At 32.7% G+C, this 23,017-nt stretch carries 12 protein-coding genes; all 12 read right to left on the bottom strand.

Annotated features, from left to right (window positions below):
• Nucleotides 1-9 precede the first annotated feature (9 nt).
• Nucleotides 10-798, bottom strand: a complete 789-nt coding sequence (gene rlmB / locus DWX29_RS01015; protein ID WP_118565028.1) for a 23S rRNA (guanosine(2251)-2'-O)-methyltransferase RlmB — start codon at nucleotides 796-798, stop codon at nucleotides 10-12.
• A 6-nt stretch (nucleotides 799-804) separates the two neighbouring features.
• Nucleotides 805-1,458 carry a TrkA family potassium uptake protein gene (locus DWX29_RS01010; RefSeq protein ID WP_117908413.1) on the bottom strand — a complete coding sequence of 218 codons (654 nt, stop codon included), beginning with the start codon at nucleotides 1,456-1,458 and terminating at the stop codon, nucleotides 805-807.
• Nucleotides 1,459-1,607: 149 nt separating this feature from the next.
• A complete protein-coding gene (locus tag DWX29_RS01005) occupies nucleotides 1,608-2,990 on the bottom strand; it encodes a potassium transporter TrkG (protein WP_118564968.1) in 1,383 nt (460 codons plus the stop codon).
• 146 nt (nucleotides 2,991-3,136) lie between these two features.
• Nucleotides 3,137-6,622 carry a DNA polymerase III subunit alpha gene (locus DWX29_RS01000; protein WP_118564967.1) on the bottom strand — a complete coding sequence of 1,162 codons (3,486 nt, stop codon included), beginning with the start codon at nucleotides 6,620-6,622 and terminating at the stop codon, nucleotides 3,137-3,139.
• A gap of 93 nt (nucleotides 6,623-6,715) precedes the next feature.
• Nucleotides 6,716-7,273 (bottom strand): CDP-alcohol phosphatidyltransferase family protein, encoded by a 558-nt coding sequence (locus DWX29_RS00995; protein ID WP_022089323.1) that lies wholly within the window; start codon nucleotides 7,271-7,273, stop codon nucleotides 6,716-6,718.
• A gap of 204 nt (nucleotides 7,274-7,477) precedes the next feature.
• Nucleotides 7,478-7,819 carry a hypothetical protein gene (locus tag DWX29_RS00990; protein ID WP_147365031.1) on the bottom strand — a complete coding sequence of 114 codons (342 nt, stop codon included), beginning with the start codon at nucleotides 7,817-7,819 and terminating at the stop codon, nucleotides 7,478-7,480.
• Between the two features lie 355 nt (nucleotides 7,820-8,174).
• The gene (locus tag DWX29_RS00985) at nucleotides 8,175-8,453 is read right to left on the bottom strand and encodes a hypothetical protein (RefSeq protein ID WP_022089321.1); all 279 of its coding nucleotides are present in this window, start codon (nucleotides 8,451-8,453) and stop codon (nucleotides 8,175-8,177) included.
• Nucleotides 8,454-8,464: 11 nt separating this feature from the next.
• A complete protein-coding gene (locus DWX29_RS12885; protein WP_117908403.1) occupies nucleotides 8,465-9,286 on the bottom strand; it encodes a hypothetical protein in 822 nt (273 codons plus the stop codon).
• A 699-nt stretch (nucleotides 9,287-9,985) separates the two neighbouring features.
• Complete coding sequence (locus tag DWX29_RS00975) at nucleotides 9,986-10,426, bottom strand: hypothetical protein (RefSeq protein WP_022088057.1); 441 nt, start codon at nucleotides 10,424-10,426, stop codon at nucleotides 9,986-9,988.
• 1 nt (nucleotide 10,427) lies between these two features.
• Complete coding sequence (locus DWX29_RS00970; protein ID WP_118564965.1) at nucleotides 10,428-13,520, bottom strand: HYD1 signature containing ADP-ribosyltransferase family protein; 3,093 nt, start codon at nucleotides 13,518-13,520, stop codon at nucleotides 10,428-10,430.
• 38 nt (nucleotides 13,521-13,558) lie between these two features.
• The gene (locus DWX29_RS00965; RefSeq protein ID WP_118564964.1) at nucleotides 13,559-19,834 is read right to left on the bottom strand and encodes a PKD domain-containing protein; all 6,276 of its coding nucleotides are present in this window, start codon (nucleotides 19,832-19,834) and stop codon (nucleotides 13,559-13,561) included.
• Between the two features lie 386 nt (nucleotides 19,835-20,220).
• Nucleotides 20,221-22,806: a beta-1,3-glucanase family protein gene (locus DWX29_RS00960; RefSeq protein WP_118564963.1), complete on the bottom strand. Its 2,586-nt coding sequence runs from the start codon at nucleotides 22,804-22,806 to the stop codon at nucleotides 20,221-20,223.
• Nucleotides 22,807-23,017 lie beyond the last annotated feature (211 nt).

Below are 23,017 nucleotides of genomic sequence, written 5' to 3'. Positions count from 1 at the left end.
AGAACCTTTTTACCTTGTTGCTTCATACATTAATATTGATGTTGCAATTGCCGCATTTAGTGATTCTACTTTTCCTGCCATAGGGATTTTAATTAGTTTGTCTGCTTTATTTGCTACTTCATCACTTAATCCATTTGCTTCGTTTCCAATTAATAAAGCACAATCCTTTGTAAGTGTTCCTGAATTATATAATTCACCCTTTAAATGTGCTGCAAAACATGTTATACCATCTTCTCTTAATATATCTACTGCTTTAGGCAAATCAGCTACTATTGCAAATGGCACTCTGTAAATTGACCCCATCGTAGAACGTATAACTTTTGGATTATAAATATCTGCAGTTGAACTACTCATAATTATTCCTGTAATTCCGGCAGCTTCGCCTGTTCTTACTATTGTACCGAGATTCCCGGGATCCTGAATTCTATCAAGTACAACAATACAGCTTTTTTCTTTATTTCTTGATTTTATTATATCTTCAATAGAATATGTTTTTTGTCTTACAACAGCTAATATTCCCTGTGGCGTTACTGTATCTGATATTTTTTTGAATACACTGTCGCTAACAAGTTGAACATCTTCTTTTAAATTATTTTTCTTAAAATAATCTGATATTTCTTCTTTTCTTTTTTCATAAAAGCTTTCAGAAGCATAAGCCTTAATAAAATCTTCTTTTGGTATTTCCTGAAACATTTTAATTCCTTCTACAATAAATGTTCCTGAAGTTTTTCTGGCTTTGCTCTTATCCTTTAAATGAATTAAATTCTTTATCTGTTCATTTGTATTTGATGTGATTATCATTTTTTAACCCTCTTTAAATACTCTTAATAATTTCTCATTATCACCAATTACAATTATTGATTCCTGATCTCCAAAAGGTTTATCCGCATCTATATTATTTTTATAAACACCATTTACCTTCTCTGCTATTACATTGAATCCAAATTTCTTTCTTGGATTTAATTCTATTAAACTTTTACCAATCCATTCTTTTGGAACCTTAGTTTCAATTATGCTAAATTCATCTGACAAATCAGCAATATCCTGAAAATGCCCTCCACTTGCCATTCCATTTGCAAGCCTTTTTCCAGTTTCACTTTCCGGTAAAATAACATGATCCGCACCAATTTTCATCAGTACATCTGCCTGTAATTTGTCCATCGCTGAAGCAACAATGTATGGAATCCCTAAAGATTTGCATATTGTAGTAACAATTATGCTTGCCTCAAAATTATTTCCAAGGGCAACTACTACCGCATCTACATTATTGATTCCCAGATTTTCTACAACATTTTCCTCTGTAACATCGGCTCTTATGGCATATGTCACATCTTCTGCAATTCCATCTACTCTTTCCTGACGTCTATCAATTGCAAAAACTTTTCCACCTTTTTTTGAATAAGTTACTGCAAATGTTTTTCCTAATTTTCCAATTCCAAAAACCGCTACGTCCTTCATTTTATGCTCCTTCTAATTCATTTGTTTAAAACTGTATACAAAATTTTTTAATATAAAATAATTTCTGCATACTTTATTTCATTTAAATTTCATCCGTTTATTACTGAATATTACATTTTAAAAATATAATCACATTACTTGTTTGAATTTTATCCAATCATTACTCTCTTTTCAGGATAATTCGTTATCTTTCTATCTTTTCTTGCCCTGCCTGCCATTGCCATGGCAATCGTTATAGGTCCTACTCTTCCAAAGAACATAAGTACTATTATAATAAGTTTTCCTATAGCTGTAAGACTTGCTGTAAAATCCATACTAAGTCCAACTGTTCCAAGGGCTGAAACAGCCTCAAATGTAATTACCTTCAAAGGTGCATCTTCCGTAAAACTTAACGCCATAATTGCTACTGCAAGTATGCTAAGTACTATTGTTCCGATTGCTACTGCACTTCTGACATTTTGTTTATTTATTCTTCTTCTGCAAACCTCTATATCCTCCTTGCCTTTTATAGTTGACCAGGTTAGTAGAAAAATAAGTGCCAATGTAGTTGTTTTAATTCCACCTGCTGTTCCAAAAGGGGAACCGCCAACAATCATCAAACCACACATTATCATAAATGTTCCATCTCTAAATCCTGCCTGCGGCACAGTAATAAATCCTGCTGTTCTAAGCGTTACCGCTTCAAATAAAGCCGCTAAGCATTTATTTCCAAATGTCATATTCCCAAGCGTGTCCGGATTATTATATTCAAATAAAAGAATAAATAAAAATCCTCCTCCAACTAAAATAGCTGTCGTAATCAATACAAGCTTTGTATGCAATTTCATTCTTTCTATAAATTTATTTGGGCTCAATTTTTTGTTACGGATTTCACTTATTATGCCACCGATATCAAGCCATACAATAAATCCAATACCACCACATATGATTAACATCACAGTTGTAAAATTGACAAGCACATTTCCATGATACTTAACAAGACTGTCATTTCCAATTATATCTATTCCCGCATTACAAAACGCAGATACCGAATGAAATACGCTGTAACAGATTCCTTTTACGATTCCATATTCAGGAATAAACTGTATGGAATAAAGTATCGCTCCTATTCCTTCTATTTTTAGAGTGATTCCAAATATTTTTCTCAATATTTTTAAGACACCCTGTGCCGAATCAAGATTATACGATTCCTGTATCATTTTTCTTTCTTTCAAAGAAATTTTCTTTCCTATTATAATTAGAAATCCAATTGTAAAACTAATAATCCCAAGCCCGCCAAGCTGTATTAATATAAGTATTATTACTTTTCCAAATATGCTCCAGTATGCATATGTAGGCACAACTACCAGACCTGTCACACAAAGCGATGTCGTTGCCGTAAACAATGCCGTAATAAAATCTGTTCCATTTCCACTTGCAGAGGAAACGGGCAACATTAACAATATAGTTCCTACTAAAAGAGCAACTAAAAAGCCGTTAAGAATTATTAAATTTGTATTAAATGTAGCTTTTATAGCTTTATCAACTTTCATTTTTACTCCCAAATAAATATCTGATAATTTTATTATTTATCAATTATTCTAATATCTTTGTTACAATTGCTGCTTTACAATTTTGTTGCAACTGTTACTACAATATCTTTATTGCAAATGTTACTCTAATATCTTTGTTACAAATACTACTCTAATACTTTTGTTACAAATTTTTCTCCATACATAGCCTTTAATTTTTCAACTAATGTATCATTTGAATCTACTCTATACATAGCAGGCAACATTTTACTCTGTTTTTCCTTCACAAGATATATTATAACCTTATCTTTTCCCTTATTTTCAGAAAGTAATTCAAACAGCTCTGCTTCCTTATTTGTATAATCATCTTTATCTGCAAATGCAATCCAAAGACTTGTACCATATTCATCAAATGCTTTTATATCATTTGCAATAACTTTACCTGCTGCATTTTCTTCTAAGCTTGCCTGTCCGTTAACAAATATCTGATTATCCTCAGCAATCAGTGTTTTATATTTTTCATATTGTCTTGGAAATACAATTACTTCAACAGAACCTAACAAATCTTCTAATGTTAAGAATGCCATAGGCTGCCCCTGTCTTGTATATTTTTTTGTAATTCCGGTAATTATTCCACCTATTGTTACTCTTGCCTTGTCTTCGACTTTTGTATTTTCCTCATCTTCTCCTACTTCAGCAAAATCAGTGGAAATATTTGTAATATGCTTACGCCATCTTGCTTCTTCTTTCTGTAAAGGATGTCCACTAACATAGATTCCTAAAACTTCTTTTTCAAATTCAAGCATCTGGTCACTTGAATACTCACCAACATCAGGCATTTTAATTTCAAAATCTGCTTTATCTTCTTCGCTTACAAAATCAAATAAACTCATTTGACCTGCCATGGTGTTTTTTCTTTCCTGTGCCTCTGAATCCATGATTTGAACATAAACCATCATCATTTGTTTTCTTGTCGCTCCAAGCGAATCCAAAGCCCCTGCCTTAATAAAGTTTTCAACAGCTCTCTTATTAACTCCAAGCGGACTTGTTCTTGAGATAAAATCTTCTAATGATTTATATTTTCCTGCTGCATTTCTTTCCATTACAATCGCATCAATAATATTTTTTCCTACACTTTTAATTGCAGTCAAACCATATCGTATGCAATTTTCAGATACAGAAAATCCGCTTTCTCCTTCATTTATATCCGGAGGAAGTATTTTTATTCCCATTGAGCGGCATGAATAAATATATTCAGATACTTTTTCTGCATTATCCATGACAGATGTAAGCATAGCTGCCATAAATTCTGCCGGATAATAGTATTTCAAATATGCTGTCTGATAGGCAACAACTGCATATGCCGCCGCATGAGACTTGTTGAAAGCATATTTGGCGAAATCAATCATATCATCATAAATTTTATTTGCAGTCTTTTCATCTATTCCATTTGCTATGCAGCCCGGTACATTTTCTTCTTTATTTCCATAAACAAAGTTCTGTCTTTCCTGCTGCATAACGTAATCTTTTTTCTTTGACATGGCTCTTCTAACCAAGTCGCTTCGTCCTAATGTATATCCTGCCAAATCCCTAACTATCTGCATAACCTGTTCCTGATATACAATACAGCCGTAAGTTGGCTCTAATATATGCTCAAGTTGCGGGCAGTCGTAAGTAATTGCTTCCGGATTATTTTTTCCCTCAAGATATTTAGGAATGAAATCCATAGGACCCGGACGATATAGTGATATTCCGGCTATTATATCTTCAAGATTCTGAGGTTTTAATTCCTTCATGAACCCTTTCATACCGCCACTTTCCAACTGGAAAATTCCTTCTGTATTTCCTGTTCCTATAGAAGCCAATACTTTTTTATCATCATAATCTATGCTATGCATATCCAATTTTATATTATGGTCTTTTTCAACAAATCTAACCGCATTCTGAATTACAGTTAAGTTTCTCAATCCTAAAAAGTCCATTTTTAAAAGTCCCAATTCTTCTAATGTTGTCATTATATACTGGGTTGTAATTGAACCGTCACTTGCTCTTGAAAGCGGAACATACTCTTCAACAGGTTTTGCACAAATTACTACACCTGCCGCATGCATTGAAGCATGACGTGGAAGCCCTTCAAGTCTTCGTGACATATCAACAAGATATTTAATCTGTTCATCACTCTCATATAAATCCTTAAACTCTTTACTTTCCTTCAAAGCTCCATCAAGAGTAATGTTCAATTCCTTAGGAATTGTCTTTGCAATTGCATCCACCTGTGCATATGGCATATCAAGTACCCTACCTACATCCCTAAGCACACCTCTGGCTTTTAAAGTTCCAAATGTAACAATCTGAGCGACATGGTCTTTGCCATATTTTCTTCCTACATAATCAATAACTTCCTGCCTTCTTTCGATACAAAAATCAATATCAATATCGGGCATGGACACACGCTCAGGATTTAAAAATCTTTCAAAAAGTAAGTTATATCTAATAGGGTCAATATCCGTAATTTCAAGGCAATACGAAACTATACTTCCTGCTGCCGAACCTCGTCCCGGACCTACTGCAATTCCATTTGTCTTTGCATAATTTATAAAATCCCATACGATAAGGAAGTATTCCACGTATCCCATGGTTTCAATTGTGCTAAGTTCGTAATCTAAGCGTTCTTTCAATTGTCCTAAAGACATCGGGCAATCATAATCAAGCTTTGTATCGACATATCTCTTCTGCAATCCATTATTGCACAATTCTCTCAAATATGTTGCCGGAGTGTAACCTTCAGGCACTTCATAATTAGGAAGTTTTGTAACACCAAATTCAAATGTAACATTACATCTGTCTGCAATCTTCTGCGTATTTTCTAATGCTTCAGGCGCAAATTTAAATAATTCAGCCATCTCTTCGGGACTTTTTAAATAATATTGCCCTCCCTCATATCTCATACGATTTTCATCTGACTGCTTTTTACCTGTCTGGATACACAACAAAATATCATGCGCTTCTACATCGGTATCATAAGTATAATGCACGTCATTTGTGCACACTAACTCAATACCTGTCTCCTGACTCATACGCATAAGCTGCTGATTAACCATACGCTGTTCAGGAATTCCATGGTCCTGCATTTCAAGAAAATAATTGCCTTTTCCAAAAATATCCTGATATTTAAGCGCTGCTTTTTTTCCTTCTTCGTACATTCCTCTTGCCAGATATCTCTGCACCTCACCTGCAAGACATGCACTTAGGCATATTATACCTTCGTGAAATTCCTGTAACACCTCGTAATCTACTCGTGGTTTATAATAAAATCCGTCAACAAATCCTTTTGATACGATTTTTGACAAATTGCTATATCCTTTATTATTTTCGGCAAGCAAAACCAAATGATAGTAACGGTCTTCGCTCTCCCCTGCTTCTTTAGTAAATCTTGAACCCGGTGCAACATAAACCTCACATCCGATAATCGGCTTAATTCCATTGGCATTTGCAGCGCGATAAAAGTCTATCGCCCCATACATAACACCATGGTCAGTAATCGCAAGACTATTCATTCCAAGTTCCTTTGCCCTTGCCGTAATTTCTTTAATTTTACTCGAGCCGTCTAACAAACTAAACTCTGTATGCACATGTAAATGAGCAAAATTCATATGTTAATCTCCTATAAAAAATGTGTTATTGCCTAGCCATTTAATTGTTGGCTGGTCATCGGAAATATCTTTAGAAAATGAACTTCATTCATTTTATTTCCTTATCTCTTTGTAATAATAATCAAAATATCTAAGCAATGAATTTGTCATTAAAAATACTGACACTGTCATCATTGCCAATGCAACATTTTTCGGTATATCTATCCATATAACTAAAACTAATACCATAAAGTCAAGAAATGCCGTGCTTACTTTTCCAAACATTTTCGCGCCCTCAACTTTTCCGCTTTTTTTAATATATATCAGTCCTAAAATTCCCTGTCCCAATTGCTGGACTATAAATATAACCAACACAATCGCCATAAATCTGTATCTGAAAATCAAACTTATAACAACAATTCCCTGAGTAAGTTTATCTGCTATAGGATCAAGAATTTTTCCCCAATCAGTTATCATGTCAAATCTTCTTGCAACTTTTCCGTCAAAGAAATCCGTAAGCGCTGACAGCAATAAAATTCCCGCCGCAATTGCATAATCTTTCATTCCATCTGCGTGAATATATACCATTAAATATACCGGTATTAAAATCAGTCTAAAATATCCCATTAAATTTGGGATTGAAAAATATTCTCTCTTCCAGTCCTTTTTCATAATATCTATCTCCATTTCATTATTCAGGTTTTATCCATAAGTATTTAACAAATGCACATAGTATATGTTATTATAACACAAAAAAGAGCCTGAGGTATATCTCAAGCTCTTTTTATTTTAATCAATTTCTATTCGTCACATTTTAAACCAAATTTTAATAATGCCTCATAAAAATCTATTTGCATTTCCTGTAATGTTTCCCCCTCATGTGAATACATAGTAACTATACTTTTGCATATTCCAGCATCTACCTCTGGGTGGATGTCCTAACAATGCTTGTTTCATATCATTTTCAGTCCAATCACCATCTACTCTTACCTGAGTATCTCCCGCATTATATCCAATTTCTGTAGTAATATCAGCCTTACTACCACCTACCCCATCTATTTTAACAGAACCGGTTTCATCTACATAAAACTTCTTTATTCCTGCCTTGTTATTAGAAAGTATTCTTCTTACACCTGCAATACTATGGCCTATTCCATTAAGAAACGCTCCATCTAATGCTCCTTTTCTGGATGTCTTTATTGCATCCTTCCATGTCATCTGCTTCCCTGCAACATAACTGCCAGCTGCTTGGATGAACGGCCTTATAACAACATACACCATAACATAAAGTATAATGCCAACTATCTTGAAACCACAAGACAAGAGAATAAACTCCATGATAAATATAAACAACTTTACTTGTCGGATGTGCAGAGAAAAGTCATAATGCAGTCGACAGATTCCATACAAGCATAAAAATCCGCTTACACGGCAGTTGTTTTCTGCATAGGCATGCAATTCTTTTTTCCTTATTGATGCAACTAGCTGACTATTAAAGACTAACAGAAAATCAGCGCTATTTCATAATGTTTCTAAGATTATGGAATACCGTTGATTTTTTTGTTTTTTCAATTTATTTTTTCACATTCATATTCGAAAACATTTTTTCTGCTTTGTCCATCTCAATTAGCAATGGATTCATATAATCGCTAAATGCATCCAAATATGCTCTACACCCACCAATAATCATTATTTTTTTAATATCGTCATTATTGTTTAATATTTCTTCAGCCCTCACATATCTATCATATAAAGTTTTTAAAATGGGCCTATCTGGGTCATCTATCAAGCGTTGTTCTAACAATAAAATTACCTTTTCAATTTGTTTTTTTAATTCTAATATAGTGTTCATATAAATGCTCCTTAAGGTTTAATATTTCTAATACTCTTAATCCAATTCAAATCCCAATTTTGTGGCAATAAGATTTGATCCGCGCCTCCTGACAGTCTTGCTCCGCTCATAGTATATTGCTCTCCTACACGTCCTATATTCAAAGTTGTTCCTTTGGGGATAACAATCTCTGCCTCATACCTGAGCGTATTTTTCCACTCTAGTAGTATTGCACTATCAACTTTTGTTTGTACTCTATTTATAGAAGGATTACTTGTCGCAAATGCACCACCAGCTTCCGCATTATATCCAAATGCACGATATACAGTAATTTCCTCATTAGTTACTACAGTACGATATTGCCCATCTTTATAGGTATCAATTAACCAACTCGGCAATTCTTGTTTTTCTACTGCAGTAACCTTGGAATCGATTTTAGTACTATATGCTCCATAAGATGGAGTACTACTCTTACCACCACTTACCCCATCTATTTTAACGGAACCGGTCTCGTCTACATAAAAGTTCTTTATTCCTGCCTTATTATTAACCAGAATCCTTCCTGCGCCTGCAATGCCCTGTCCTATTCCGTTAAGGAATGCTCCGTCTAGCGCTCCTTTTCCGGCTGTCTTTATAGCATCCTTCCATGTCATCTGTTTTCCTGTAACATAACTGCCCACTGCATAGAAAGCCAGATTTACCGCTGCTCCTTCTCCCATTGCCATAGCCATTGTTAAGACTGCTGCTCCCGGTGCAACTCCTGATGCAATTGCCACACCTGTACCTGCAATTGCTACCGCCGCTTTTACCGGAGCCGGTATTCTGTCTATTAGATTATTAAAATCATTCCACACATTAACTGTTGTTTTTGTGAATGTGTATATTCCTCCTATTGCCGTACTGTGTCTCTGTCTGTCAACGACTGAACCTCATTTGCCTCTTTTATCAAATTCCCGGAACTATTTGTTTTTTGAAGCTACAATTCTTGCTTCAGATAATCGAGCATATACAAAATTCAAACACTATGATAAAAGTAATATTCCACGGATCTATGGAAATATGCATTATCGATGGACGAGCTGGTTTCTGGAGATATTAGTTTGATTTATATTCAGAAAATCAAAATGAATCAAAACAGAGATATGATGTTAGGAAGTGTGGATTAAGATTGGAGAATTTTGGTATTCTCAGATGCAAATAGTTTCAGATTACTGGAAATTGACACTTCATTCTCTTAGTTGTCTGCATTTAACAGGCTATTATCTGTCTCTGAATGTCATAATTCATATTAAATAAAGTGAAACTTAATTACGAAAAAATCTTACGTAACAGCTAAATTTCTAAATAAAAATGGATTCTCGTAATATCTTGAAAGTAAAATCAAAAGAATCCGATACCATCTTTCCATCAAAAATCTGTATGTGATTTACTGCCTTTTGAAGCAATAATTGGACTAAAATTACTGCTTTTCAAAAGTAAATCTTATGTAATTCTACTGCTCGTAATAGAGTAAAGGCTGTGAAATAATAACTATATCACAACCTTTAAACAAATTACTCTACTACAAACCACATGTTGTCATCATCATATTTAACTATTCTTACACTTACTTCTTCATGCAATCTATAGTTATTTTTTCCCCTATATAAAGCAGTAAAATCGGTACCTTTCAAAATAATTCCTTGTGGATAATAATATTCTACTCTCCCCAGAACATTTGAACCAATTTTATATTTTGTTTTAACAGACTTCCATTGTTTCGAAAATCTGGCTAAACAACTATACCACAATTCTTGAAATTCATTTTTTGATATTATCTTTTCGATACATTTTTCCTCAAAAACTCCTTCTGCCAGACAATCCTCAAAACATGATAAATGATATCTACCACAAGTATCCCTAGATATTTGTCGAACAGCATAGTTTTCTCCATCTAATTCTATCCAATACTTATCCCCCTCATCTTGGAGATAAATATATTTCTTATCTAGCAATTTATTGTCCCACCTTTCCATAACTGATAATTCTATTTGTTAAATCTAACGGAACTTTATTCGGAATTACAAAAACTCCACCTCTACCTTTTACCACATCTAACTCCGATACATCTATTTCAACATAATTGGTATATTTGTATTTGTTTGGAACATTAATAAATTTCTTTCCAAGCTGCCCTGGCGTTACTGAATCTGGTGTTATATCTGATAAATATTGACCATTTCCATATCTAGCATCTTTAGGATTATTAGCTTTCAATGACGGATTCAATTGATTTGAATCAATAATTCCATTCATACCTTTCTTATTGGTATAATGGTATAAAGTATTAGAAGTATTAGAAGTACTACCACTCTTACCATCACTTAACCCATCTATTTTAACGGAACCGGTCTCGTCTACATAAAAGTTCTTTATTCCTGCCTTATTATTAACCAGAATCCTTCCTGCACCTGCAATGCCCTGTCCTATTCCATTAAGGAATGCTCCGTCTAACGCTCCTTTTCCGGCTGTCTTTATAGCATCCTTCCATGTCATCTGTTTTCCTGTAACATAACTGCCCACTGCATAGAAAGCCAGATTTACCGCTGCTCCTTCTCCCATTGCCATAGCCATTGTTAAGACTGCTGCTCCCGGTGCAACTCCTGATGCAATTGCCACACCTGTACCTGCAATTGCTACCGCTGCCTTTACCGGAGCCGGTATTCTGTCTATCAGATTATTAAAATCATTCCACACATTAACCGTTGTTTCTGTAAATGTGTATATTCCTCCTATTGCCGCTTTTACAGCCGAACATGCTGCTTTTTCAAATGTTGATGTTGTAAAGCGTCCATTTAAGTCAACATTCATTACCGGGTTGTTCGAAGCATATGAATATTTATGTAATGTTTCCGGCATATATATGTTTCCGTTTTCTGGATCCATTGATGTAAATCTTTTTGTAAACGGATCATATTCTCTTGCGCCTGCATTCCAAAATCTGGTTCCCTCATCATAAATATGTCCCGTATAACTCTTTGTAATATTAACTGTAGGCACTGACGCATTAACAGTTAAACCTGAATTTTCAGTTACATTTCCCCATGCATCATACTCCGTGCTAGCACAAACATTTCCTATTGAGTCAAACGCCCATCTTGTAGAGCCTATTATGTCTGTGCTTACACTATATGTCTCATGAGTCTTTTTGTAAAGTATGTTTGTATCAACTGTAACATCTGTTTTTTTATTGTCACATCCATATGCATAATCAATTGTTACTCCATTGTTTTTTATTTCTGATAAAACTGTCGGGTTCTTTTCCGTATAGTCGTAAATATACTGCGTCTCTGTTGATGTCTTATTTGTCAACGACTGAACCACATTTGCTTCTTTTATTAAATTTCCGGAACCATCATATTCATAGTTACTTGTGATATCTTTGATTCCATTTGTATTAACATTTTTGAAAGCTGTCTTAATCTGTCCATTTTCATTATATGTTGCACTAAATTTCGCAATAACACTTGATTTATAATCATTTATTGATGCGAGATTACCATGACTGTCATATGAATACTTTATTCCTTTAATTAGTCCGGAAGCATCTATATCATTATCATTATATTTCTCTATTAACTGATTCAAATGATTATATTTGCAATATGTTTTATACGAATCTTTTGTTTCTGATATTAAGTTGCCAAAACCATCATATTCATATTTTGTTGTTGATTCTTTCCCATCTGAAATAATTGTTTCTTTGGTTAATTTGTTTTCAACATCATATTCATATTTTGTTTCCTTTGTTTTTTCTGTATATCTACCTGACTCTTTATGATTTATAATATTTCCATTAGCATCGTATTCATAGTTGTCAATCAGATAAGCTCTTATTCCCTCTGTAGCATACACCTTAACGAGATTATGTGAGTTGTCATACTTATATGTTTCACCAACACCATTTGATGACTTTTCTGTTATATTATTTAAATAATCATATGTAAAATATGTTGACTTGTTATCATTTTTTAAAGAAATAATATTTCCATTTCCATCGTACTCATATGATACAACCTTTCCATCAGAATATGTTATTTTACTTTTATTTCCATCAGCATCATATTCGTATGACACATGCTTTCCATTCTGATTTGTATTAACAATTCTGTCAAGGTTATCTCTATCAAACGACACCTCGTTGTTTGGTGTAATCATTGAAATTAAGTTGCCGTCCTTGTCATAACAATAAGTTATAGTATCCTGACCTTCTGTTTTTTCAATAACATTATTATCTAAATCATATTTATATGTCTTATTAGGTGCTTTTGCATCATTTGGTGAATCACTTACACTTATAAGATTATTCATGCAATCATATTTATAGTAAGTGTATATATATTTTTTATCTTCTCCAAGACTTACGCCTTCTCTAGTACAATTACCATTAGCATCGTAACTATAGTTAGTCAAATGACTCTCTCCTGTTTTGGCATCACATTCTTCCTTAACTGTCAAATTGTTATTTTCATCATAACTATAACAGTTAAAGTTTCCATCCGGTTTCGTTACTTTAACAAGATTTCCATTATAACTGTATGAATATAAAGTCTTATTTCCATTCTTATCCTTATAAGATGTAACATCTCCATTCCCGTTATATGTAAACGACTCTTCTGTCCCATCGTCATAAGTAATTTTACTTAGATTGTCCCCCTTATCATATGAATATATTTCACTGTATTTTGCCTTACCATTTTTTGATGTTTTAACCATTTTTGTGATTTGGTTTGTTGCACTATATTCATATGTATACACAGTTCCATTGCTGTCTATTTTCTTTATCAAATTTCCAGCATTATCATAACTATATGTTTCAAGTAATTTTCCGTTAGATTCCTTTTTACTTAAAAGATTCAAATAGTTATATTCCATTGATACATAGTTACCTTTTGCATCAACAATCTTAGTATTATTTCCATTTAAATCATACTCATATTTTGTCGTATGACCTTCTGAATCTACATATTTTGTAATATTACCACTTGCATCGTATTCCCATTTGCAAATTTTACCGCTACTTTCTTTTTGTTCAATAACATTATTCATTGAATCATATACAAAAGTAATCTCATTATTATTTGCCTCTACTTTTTTATAATGTTACCATTTCCATCGTAGCTATATCTTGTAACATTTCCATTTCCATCTTTATAAGCAGTAACATCTCCACGCTTATTATATTCATATGATGTTTCATTACCTAATCCATCTGTTATGGTTTTCACATTACCTGCTTTATCGTATGTATAGTGTCCCAACTCGACTGTCGACTTGGACTCACTATCCTTAGCCTTTTCGCTAATTAAACGTCCTGCTTTATCATACTCATATAAATAATCAGCATACGGTAAATAATTTTCACCCTTTCCCTCGGCGTATGTCATTTTTTTAACTTTACCAACTGCATCATATTCGTATTTTTCAGAATAATTGTTTGGTTTACATTCAAATGTAAGATTGTCATCACAATCATATTCATATAATGAAACTTCGCCATTTGCATCCGTTTTACTTACCAATCGGCTTTGCTCATCATAGACATATTTTTCCTCATATCCTCTTTCATTCTTTAATGAAACAAGATTATTGTTTCCATCATATGTGTATGTAATTGTTCCGGCATCTATTGTCCCATTCTGTTTTGTTACAGTTGCAAGATTTCCTGCCTTATCATATGTATATAATACTTTATCACTTCCCTTTGCACTATTATTAGCATTTGTAAAGCTTGTCACTCTACCGGCGAAATCATAAGTATATAATATTTTCGATACTTTATCATTTTCTTTTGAATTATCTACTTTTTCAATGGCAATCACATTATTACAATTATCATATGTATATTTTGTTATGCACTTATCTGTTTCTAGTTTCTTTAATCTATTATCTCCATCATATGTATAAACAGTAACGTTGTTGTTAAAATCCGTCTCTGTAATTAAATTGCCATTACTATCATAGTTATATGTTTTTCTGTTACCTTCTTCATCAATTTCAGCCAATACCTTGCCAGTTCCATCATATTCATATGAATAGCTATTTCCGTTAGCATCTTTCTTTGATATTAACCAACCATTGTCATCATATATATATGTATCTTTATTTTCATAAGGATCTGATATTGACTTAAGTCTCCCTTTCTTATCATAGGAATACATCCATATATTATCATTTTCATCAACTCTTGATGTCACATTTCCGTAAGAATCATATGTGTATTTCACTTTATTACCAAGCGCATCTGTTTCTGATGTAACATTTCCCATTTTATCATAAACATACTTTGTTTCATAACCGGCTTTTGATTTAACTGTTGTTATCTTGCTCTGTGCATTATATGTTGTTTTTTCAGAATTGCCACAAGTATCTACAGTTTCTGTTATAAATCCATTTTTGTTTACTTTATATTTAATAGTATTTTTGTTTTCATCAGATTCACTTAAAACTTTACCTGCTCTCGAATATGTATACTCTTTTGCATTACCATCATTATCAGTTTCTTTGACAGTCCTCCCAAAATCATCATATGTATATCTGATAACGTTTCCATTACCGTCCGTCTTTGTTGCCACCAATCCTGCTTTGTTATAAGTATATTTAATAACGATGCCTTCACTTGTTTTTTCTTTAACCAGATTTCCTTTTACATCATACTCATAAGATATGCTATTATTATTAGCATCTATGAGTTTAAGTAAAAGTCCTTCATTTGAATAAACATATTTCTGCATTTCACCATTTCTGTTTGTATATGATGTCATCAAATTATTTTGATAAGTATACTCTTCATATGTTCCATCCTGATATACCATTTTTACAATATTTCCGTTATTATCATATGCTGTATATACAATACCATCTGAATCTTTTGCTCCTACAACTTTTCCATATCCATTATATGTATATTCAGTTATATCACCTGCAATTTCGCGAATGATTGCTCCATTTTCATCATATTCAACAGTATTTTTATATCCATTATCCCCTTTACATATATTTCTATATTTTTCATCATCATAAGTATATGTGAATGTTCCTTCATCCTTTGATACCTGACTAGTCACTCTACACTTTCTATCATAAATATTTTTTATAGTTTCAACGTTTTCAAAATCTTTTATACTAATAAGATTATAATTATCATCATAACTAAATGACATAGTATCTTTATCAAGATTTGTAACTGTATCTAGATTATCCCCATTATAAGTGAATGTGATATTTTCTCCATTGATGTTAATCGTTTTAATATGATTTTCTATTTTTTTCGGAGTGACTTTTATTTTATTTGCATCCCATTCAATTTTTGCAGGATCATAATTCTTAATAATATCCTCTAATGAATTTGTGTTACTCTTACCCACTTCTTCATTATCGCCATTATATCCTGTGCTTTCCCAAATAAATTTCATCTCGCCTGCATCACTTGATACATTTTCCAACAATCCGTTATTATATGTTAATACAGTCTCCCAACCATCACTCTCTATAATAGAAATCAACTTACCATTACAATCAAATTTTAATTTATTTGCTACATCAGTTAATATATATTCTTTATTATTCTTTTTAAGCGTTTTTCCACACATACCATAAGATTCATATATTCCATTATCGTTTGGATTAAAAAATATATATTTTTCTCCATTTGGATAACTAACAGTTATTTCATCGTTTTCACTATCATCTGTTAGTACATAATCATATGTTGATGACCATCCTATGCCAAGTCCATTATCAACTTTTCTTCTGGAATCATAATTTCTTTCAAATGTTAATTCATGTCTTCCCCTTGCAATTATATCTGTATATTTATATGTAAATCCACCAGTATACAAATTTACTGGTTCTCCTACATAATGTTCAATTGAATTTTTCCAAATATTCCAATCATTATCATAATCCGGAACCTCTATAATTTCATACGAAGTGCTTCTAAATGTTGTACTTGAACCTTCTAAAACTCTTGTCACAATACCACTTAAATATGATTTTAATTTAGAGAATTCAATAGTTGTTACATATGTAATTGTAAATGATTCTTCTGGTAATAAACGTTCACAAAAAATACCATTTTTTCCTTCTATTTTCTCTACTGGATGGTTTACTACTTTATGTGTCGTATCATACTCTTCTAAATATATTGTTCCATCAATAGCCTTTTGTTCTTCCCTATCAAAGAAAAACTTCAATCCATATAAAGTTTTATCTGAAACATTTGTATATGTCATTCTAATAGGATATGCTTTTCCGGAAAATGCAATAGAATTAGCTGCAATCTTCAGTTCCAAAGCTGCCTCTCCTGTTACATGAAGAATGTCTTGAGATTCAAACTGATGAATAAATTCATATGGTTCCGTCTCGCCTGTCCCATCATCCATCTTTCCGGTTACAATCGTCGACACCTTATAATCTCCGTTTTTCTCCCCTCTTACATACCAATCAGCACAAGCCTCACTAGATTTATCAATCCTTCCAATTTTTTTAATTGCTTCATTAGATTTTCCTTCAATCATTTTTGCAAGTGCTAATCCATCCGGCAGACATAATTTTGCTTCGCAATCAGTAATAAATTCCTGTGTTGAAGTATTAAACACCACTAATTGCACATGAAACATATCACACAAATATTTAGTAGTTCCATCAACAATTAAGAAAAAGACTGAATTTCCTTTTATATATGTATTGATTTTAAATTCTCCGGAAGTAGTTTCTGATTTTGCTTTAATTTTTATGTCACCTGAAACCTCTTCTGAATAAATTTCCCAACTACGCACATCTGATGTTTGAGATGCTTTAGGACCAAATACTAAAGTTACTTCATACTTGATAATCCTTTGGTTATCATCACAGTCCATGTCAATTCCTGCTTCTTTAATCTCTCCATATGTCATTTCAGAAGCAGTAACTTTACCTTTTACTGTATCATTAGTGCTAAGATATAATACTATTTCCTTATCCTCTTCACCCATTATCACTTTTGACTGACGTGGCAAATACCTTTCATTTTTATCCTCTGCATATACACTATATGATTCTCCAGGTAATAAATAAACTTCTAATATACCTGTTTTATTAGAATTTTTCCAAATTGCTTCATTATTGTCATTTAACACATATATGTCAACTCCCGTAAGCAATTCACCTGTTTCCGTCGATTCAACCCTTACTTTTAATTTTCTATATGTATCAGAGCCCTCTACTTCTATCTCCTGTACAGCAGTATTTGTTCTTCCTTTTTCATCTGTAATTGTTAATATAACAACATAAGTTCCCGGCAAATAATATTTATGTGTTGCTTCTAAGCTGCCAGATTTCTTTCCATCCCCAAAATCCCATGAGTATTTAAGATTTTCTTTATCAGTATGATCATCATAAGATTCAGCAGCTGAAAAGTTTACTGTCTCACCTACTTCAAACTTTTCCTTATCTAATGTAATAATCGCTGTCGGTTCTGCATTAAACTCTCCAAGATTTATAATTTTTACTGTATTATCATTTGATGTAGTAAATAAATAATCTATTTTTTCATTTGGATAATATCCATCAGGATATTTATCTAATGTTACTGAATAATCTCCTTTTTGCAAACGTACAATTTCGAGTATGCCATCTTCATTTGTAGCCCCCGTAATTCCCATTTTATATTTTCTTCCATTAATTACTTTCCAAAGAGTAAAATTCACTCCTTCTATAGGTTGATTATTATTGTCAACACACTTAATATTCTGTGTATTAATTTCACTAACTAATCCAATTCTGTTTCCACTGGCTGTAATATTATCCTGCTTATCGTCTGTTACTGATGATAATTTCCATATAGCTTCTGTAGCATTTATATAAGCATCTGCCTCTGATTCTTCCGTCTCATATTGCGCAATAGCTCTAAATTCATCTCCAATTATCTCCTCTACAACAATATCTATAGGATACATAAGTTTTTCTTTAACGGTAACTATTTTACCTTCTCCAAGCATAATCTGATCCTGAATGTTTGCTAAGCTATATACCTCTAATGTGCCATTATTATAAATTCCGTTTCCATATGTAACCTTATTAACATTCTTATCATTACTATTCCTAGCCTTATTATCAAAAATAGATACTTTTTTTAATATTGTATTACCCTGATTATTAATTGCACCACCCATATCATTATTGTTCCCACTAAACGTTCCTTCTTCAACAATAAGTGTTGCTGTACTATCAACAAAAAATGCACACATTGAATTACCGCTAAATTCATTTGAATTTACTTCAATATCCTTGCCAAATTTTTCACTATCTATCTTTCCTTCTTTAACAATAACCGAAGCATTCTTTTCAATCTTAATATCGTTCCTGTTATTAACAAACTTTACACCAGCCATAACTGCTCTTTTTCTTACTAAAATATTTGTCCAACCATATCTTACATATTCCTTTTCAAATGATGTATTTATAATCTCACCATAATCAAATGCTAATGTACTTGTTCCGTAATGAGAACCATTATGATAAAACTTTGAATTTTTAATATATAATTTTTCTGCATCTATCGCTTCACCATATGAATATATCTCACTAATATCACAATTATTCATTGTGAATTCCTTGGCTCTTGCAACTCTTATTACAACATTACTAATATTTACATCACTTACTTCCAATAAATCATTAGAATAGAAAACACATCCTACTCCAATATCATACCACCCTCTAACATTTGAAACTGTTCCACCAGTTATATTGCCCTTATTATATACTCTGATCAGAGCATTGCTTGCATAAATCCCCTGATTATCACATTCTGTAATTCCAGAGTTCTTATCCATTTCTAACGCACCATTATTCAATTCAAAAATAGATTTATCATCATTTACTGAAAAATTCCTAAATATTGTATTATTTAGAACTACCTTTCCTTTTACAATAATAAAGCTCTTGTTCGCCGCATATTTATTTTCATATTTTACTTTTCCATCTTCCTGTGTAGTTTTAACTCTATTTCCTTCTACATCAATATTTTGAAATGTTAAATTTGCTGTTTCCGGTACTGTGAAAAACGTATCTGACTTTGTTGTATTACATGTAAAACTTATCACAACTTTATTTTCATCATTCGAACTAATTGTCATATGTTGATTTTCTGAAAGTGTTACACTCCCACCAAATTCAATATTTCTTTTCAGATAAATTACCGGATTTTCATCTCCATCTTCTGTTGCCTTATTTACAGCTTCCTCAATTGTGTCATAAGAAGTATTGTTATACATAATCGGTCCTGAGACTATATCTGCGAATACAGATAAATTGATACTTGTTGTCATAATTGCAAATATAAGAATAAATGCAATCATTTTCTTAAATAATTTGTTCATACTTTTTTACAGAATATTAGAATTTTTTCATTATAAATATTTTCTTAAGTTTTTACTACTACTCATACCAATAACTAAAGAAAACAAATTTGAAAATGGTTAAAACCCCTCTATCCCATCTTCTCCTTTTTTCTTTTTTGTTTAAACATTATCGTTTAACTATTTTGTATAGTAATACATTGTTTATGTTTTGTCTACATATTTTTTATATTAATAAATTTTTAATATTGTATCAATATATTTATATACAACTCCGATTACTTTATATATTTATTTATAGATGCAAATCTAACAATTATTTATTATATAAAAGACGTCATCCTTACAATTTTCATTGTAAGAACAACGTCTTTTATTTCTATTACCTTTTACAGTTTATTAATTTTTTACCATTTAAGGTCAATGATTAATCCTGTTGGATTTGTGTAATGTAATAATGTACTGTGGTCATTTACATCATCATAACAGAAGCCATATGCAAGTCTGTCAAATGAATGATTGTGGAAGAATCCTGAATAGAAATTTGAATTGCTATTCTTATAGTAAGCACTTTCATTATCATAATTTTCAGGTTCTGTTGCAACACCTCTGTTAAATGCTGCGCAAAGCTGTGCTTCGATAACTAATTCTGTTGAGTTACCTCTTGCCATGTTGCCTTTTCCTTCTAATACATCCTGAGTTGTTGGCTTGTAAATTGTGTATGTTCCACCAACACCGTCTTTTGTAAATACCATTGTATCTCCATGTACACGTCCTCTGAATGTTCCGGCATCACATGAGAATACTAAATCCTGTGTAGAATATTTTGACCAGAATTTATTGATATAGTTATCAAAATAATTTGAATACTGCTTTCCTTCGTTAAATGTAAGTTTACATGGTGCCATGATTCTCTTATCTGTAAGTAATGTCTGGAATGCTGCAGGTACTTCATTTTTAAATGCTGCAAACATTTCTGCTCTTGTTCCTAAATCACCTACTGTCTTATCGTAAACATCTGCATCACCAGGGAAGTTGTTCCATCCGCCTTCACCAATTAATCTTGTAGCCATTGGGAAGCTGTAGAAATCTACTCTTGATGTGTTGCCCCAGTATTCTTTGTTTGTAATTGTAAATTCAATAAATTCAAATAATACATCTGCATTAGGGTCTGATGCATTGTTAAGGTCAGGTCCTGCAAATCCCATATTTCCATCTGCACCCTGGTTAATTGTAATATAAACAGGTGAACCATAGCTTAAGTACATTCTTCCTGATTCAATGTCAGGCATATAAACATAATCTTTCTGAGCTAATGTGTTGCAGATATTTGCACACATTCTGTCTCCCTTTTTAACTGTATTCATTGATAAGCTTACAGGAATTAAATTTCCATTTGTATCAACATAACATAATTCATGTGTTTTTGGATTCTTTCCAAGTATGCACCAATAAACCTGATCATCTGAATACTGACCTTTTGTCTTATTGTTCATCTGGAAATACATTCTGTCTTCGTTTGCTTTTAAGTCTGCTCTTGTTTCAGGAATTGCTTCACTGTATGTTGGTTTTTCAGCCGGAGCTGTTGTAGCAATTTCAGTTAAACCGTTAACTGTTACTGTTACGCTTACTTTTGCTGATTCTTTTCCATCTTTATATGTAGCAACTGAAACTGTGTGTGTTCCTGCTACGATATTTTTAAACTTGTATGAGCCACATCCTACTTTCTTTGCAACTCTTGTATCATCTACATATACATTGTATGAGTTAATTGTTCCATATCCCCATACTACTGTAATCTGATTATTTACAGGTGATGAAGCAACCAAACCAAATGGTGCAGGAAGACTTGAGTCAACCCCAATTGCTTCTGTTGTCTGTGGTGTCTTTGTTGTAGTTTCAGGTGCCTTTGTTGTCTGTGGTACCTTTGTTGTTGTTTCTGGTGCTTTTGTTGTTGGGGCAACTGCTGACTGTGCAACATTTACTGTCATTGTAGTCTGTGCTGATTCATTTCCGTTCTTTGTTGTAGTAATTGCTACTGTATGACTTCCTGCTGCATATCCTTCATATACATAATATCCGCAACCTACAGCTGATGCTACTCTCTTACCATCAATGTAAACATTGTATGAGTCAATATTTCCTCTTCCCCATACTACACTGATTTTTCCTGCTTCAGGATTTCCTACTACTAATCCAAATGGTGCTTCAATATTTGATGTAGGTGCCTTTGTTGTCTGTGGCGCCTTTGTTGTAGTTTCAGGTGCCTTTGTTGTCTGTGGCGCTTTTGTTGTTGTTTCAGGTGCCTTTGTTGTTGGGGCAACAGAACCTGTAACATTTACGCTAGCTGTTGCAGCTGCTGATTCTTTATTACCACTTACTGTAGTAACTTTTACTGTATGAGTGCCTGCTGCATATCCTTTATAAACATAATATCCACATCCCAACTTGCTTCCTACTAATGCATTGTCAATGTAAACATTATATGAGTCAACGTTTCCTCTTCCCCATACTACACTGATTTCTCCATTTGCAGGACTTGCAACTACTAAACCAAATGGTGCTTCAATACTTGTATCTGTTACAGGAGCTGATCCTGTTGTGTATGTCATCATTGATGAATCATACTGAAGTCCACCTTTGTTATATGTAAATGAGCAATCGATTTTATCACCTTTTTTAACATTGTTGATATCGTATTCGAAACATGAACCCTTAGCGTTCATTCCAACATTAACCTGCTCTCCATCGTTAACTTTGTAATGAATAATTACATAAGCTGCCGGATTTGTTGGTGTAAATGTGATTCTGCAAAGACTGTCTGATACGTCCGTTGCTGTTACAGAATAGTCTTCTGCGCTTCCAATAGTTGATGCTGCTGCTTTTGCATTTGTACCTTTTGAAAATGAAACTGAAGATACGAGCATAGCAATAGCTAAGACTGCAACCATAATTCTTTTGAATCCTGGTGCAAAACGGTTCAATGTTCTCATAAAACCCTCCTAAAAATATTTTTATTTTTTTGTGATATCGCTTCTCAATCGCGATAAGTACTTTTTCTTATATACTATTTTTACCTTTTTATTTTACTAAAAAAAAGGGTTCAAATTTTATTATGGTAACATTATTTTTTAATTTCTTTTCTATTTTTGGCATTTATTGTATTTTGTTGTTTTCAATTTTGTTTTTTATTGAATTTTTCGC

The organism is Eubacterium sp. AF19-12LB, assembly GCF_003479125.1.
GTDB classification, from domain to species: domain Bacteria; phylum Bacillota; class Clostridia; order Lachnospirales; family Lachnospiraceae; genus Eubacterium_U; species Eubacterium_U album.
The sequence above is the reverse complement of the archived record's forward strand: the minus strand, read 5'-3'. Positions and strand labels throughout refer to the sequence as shown.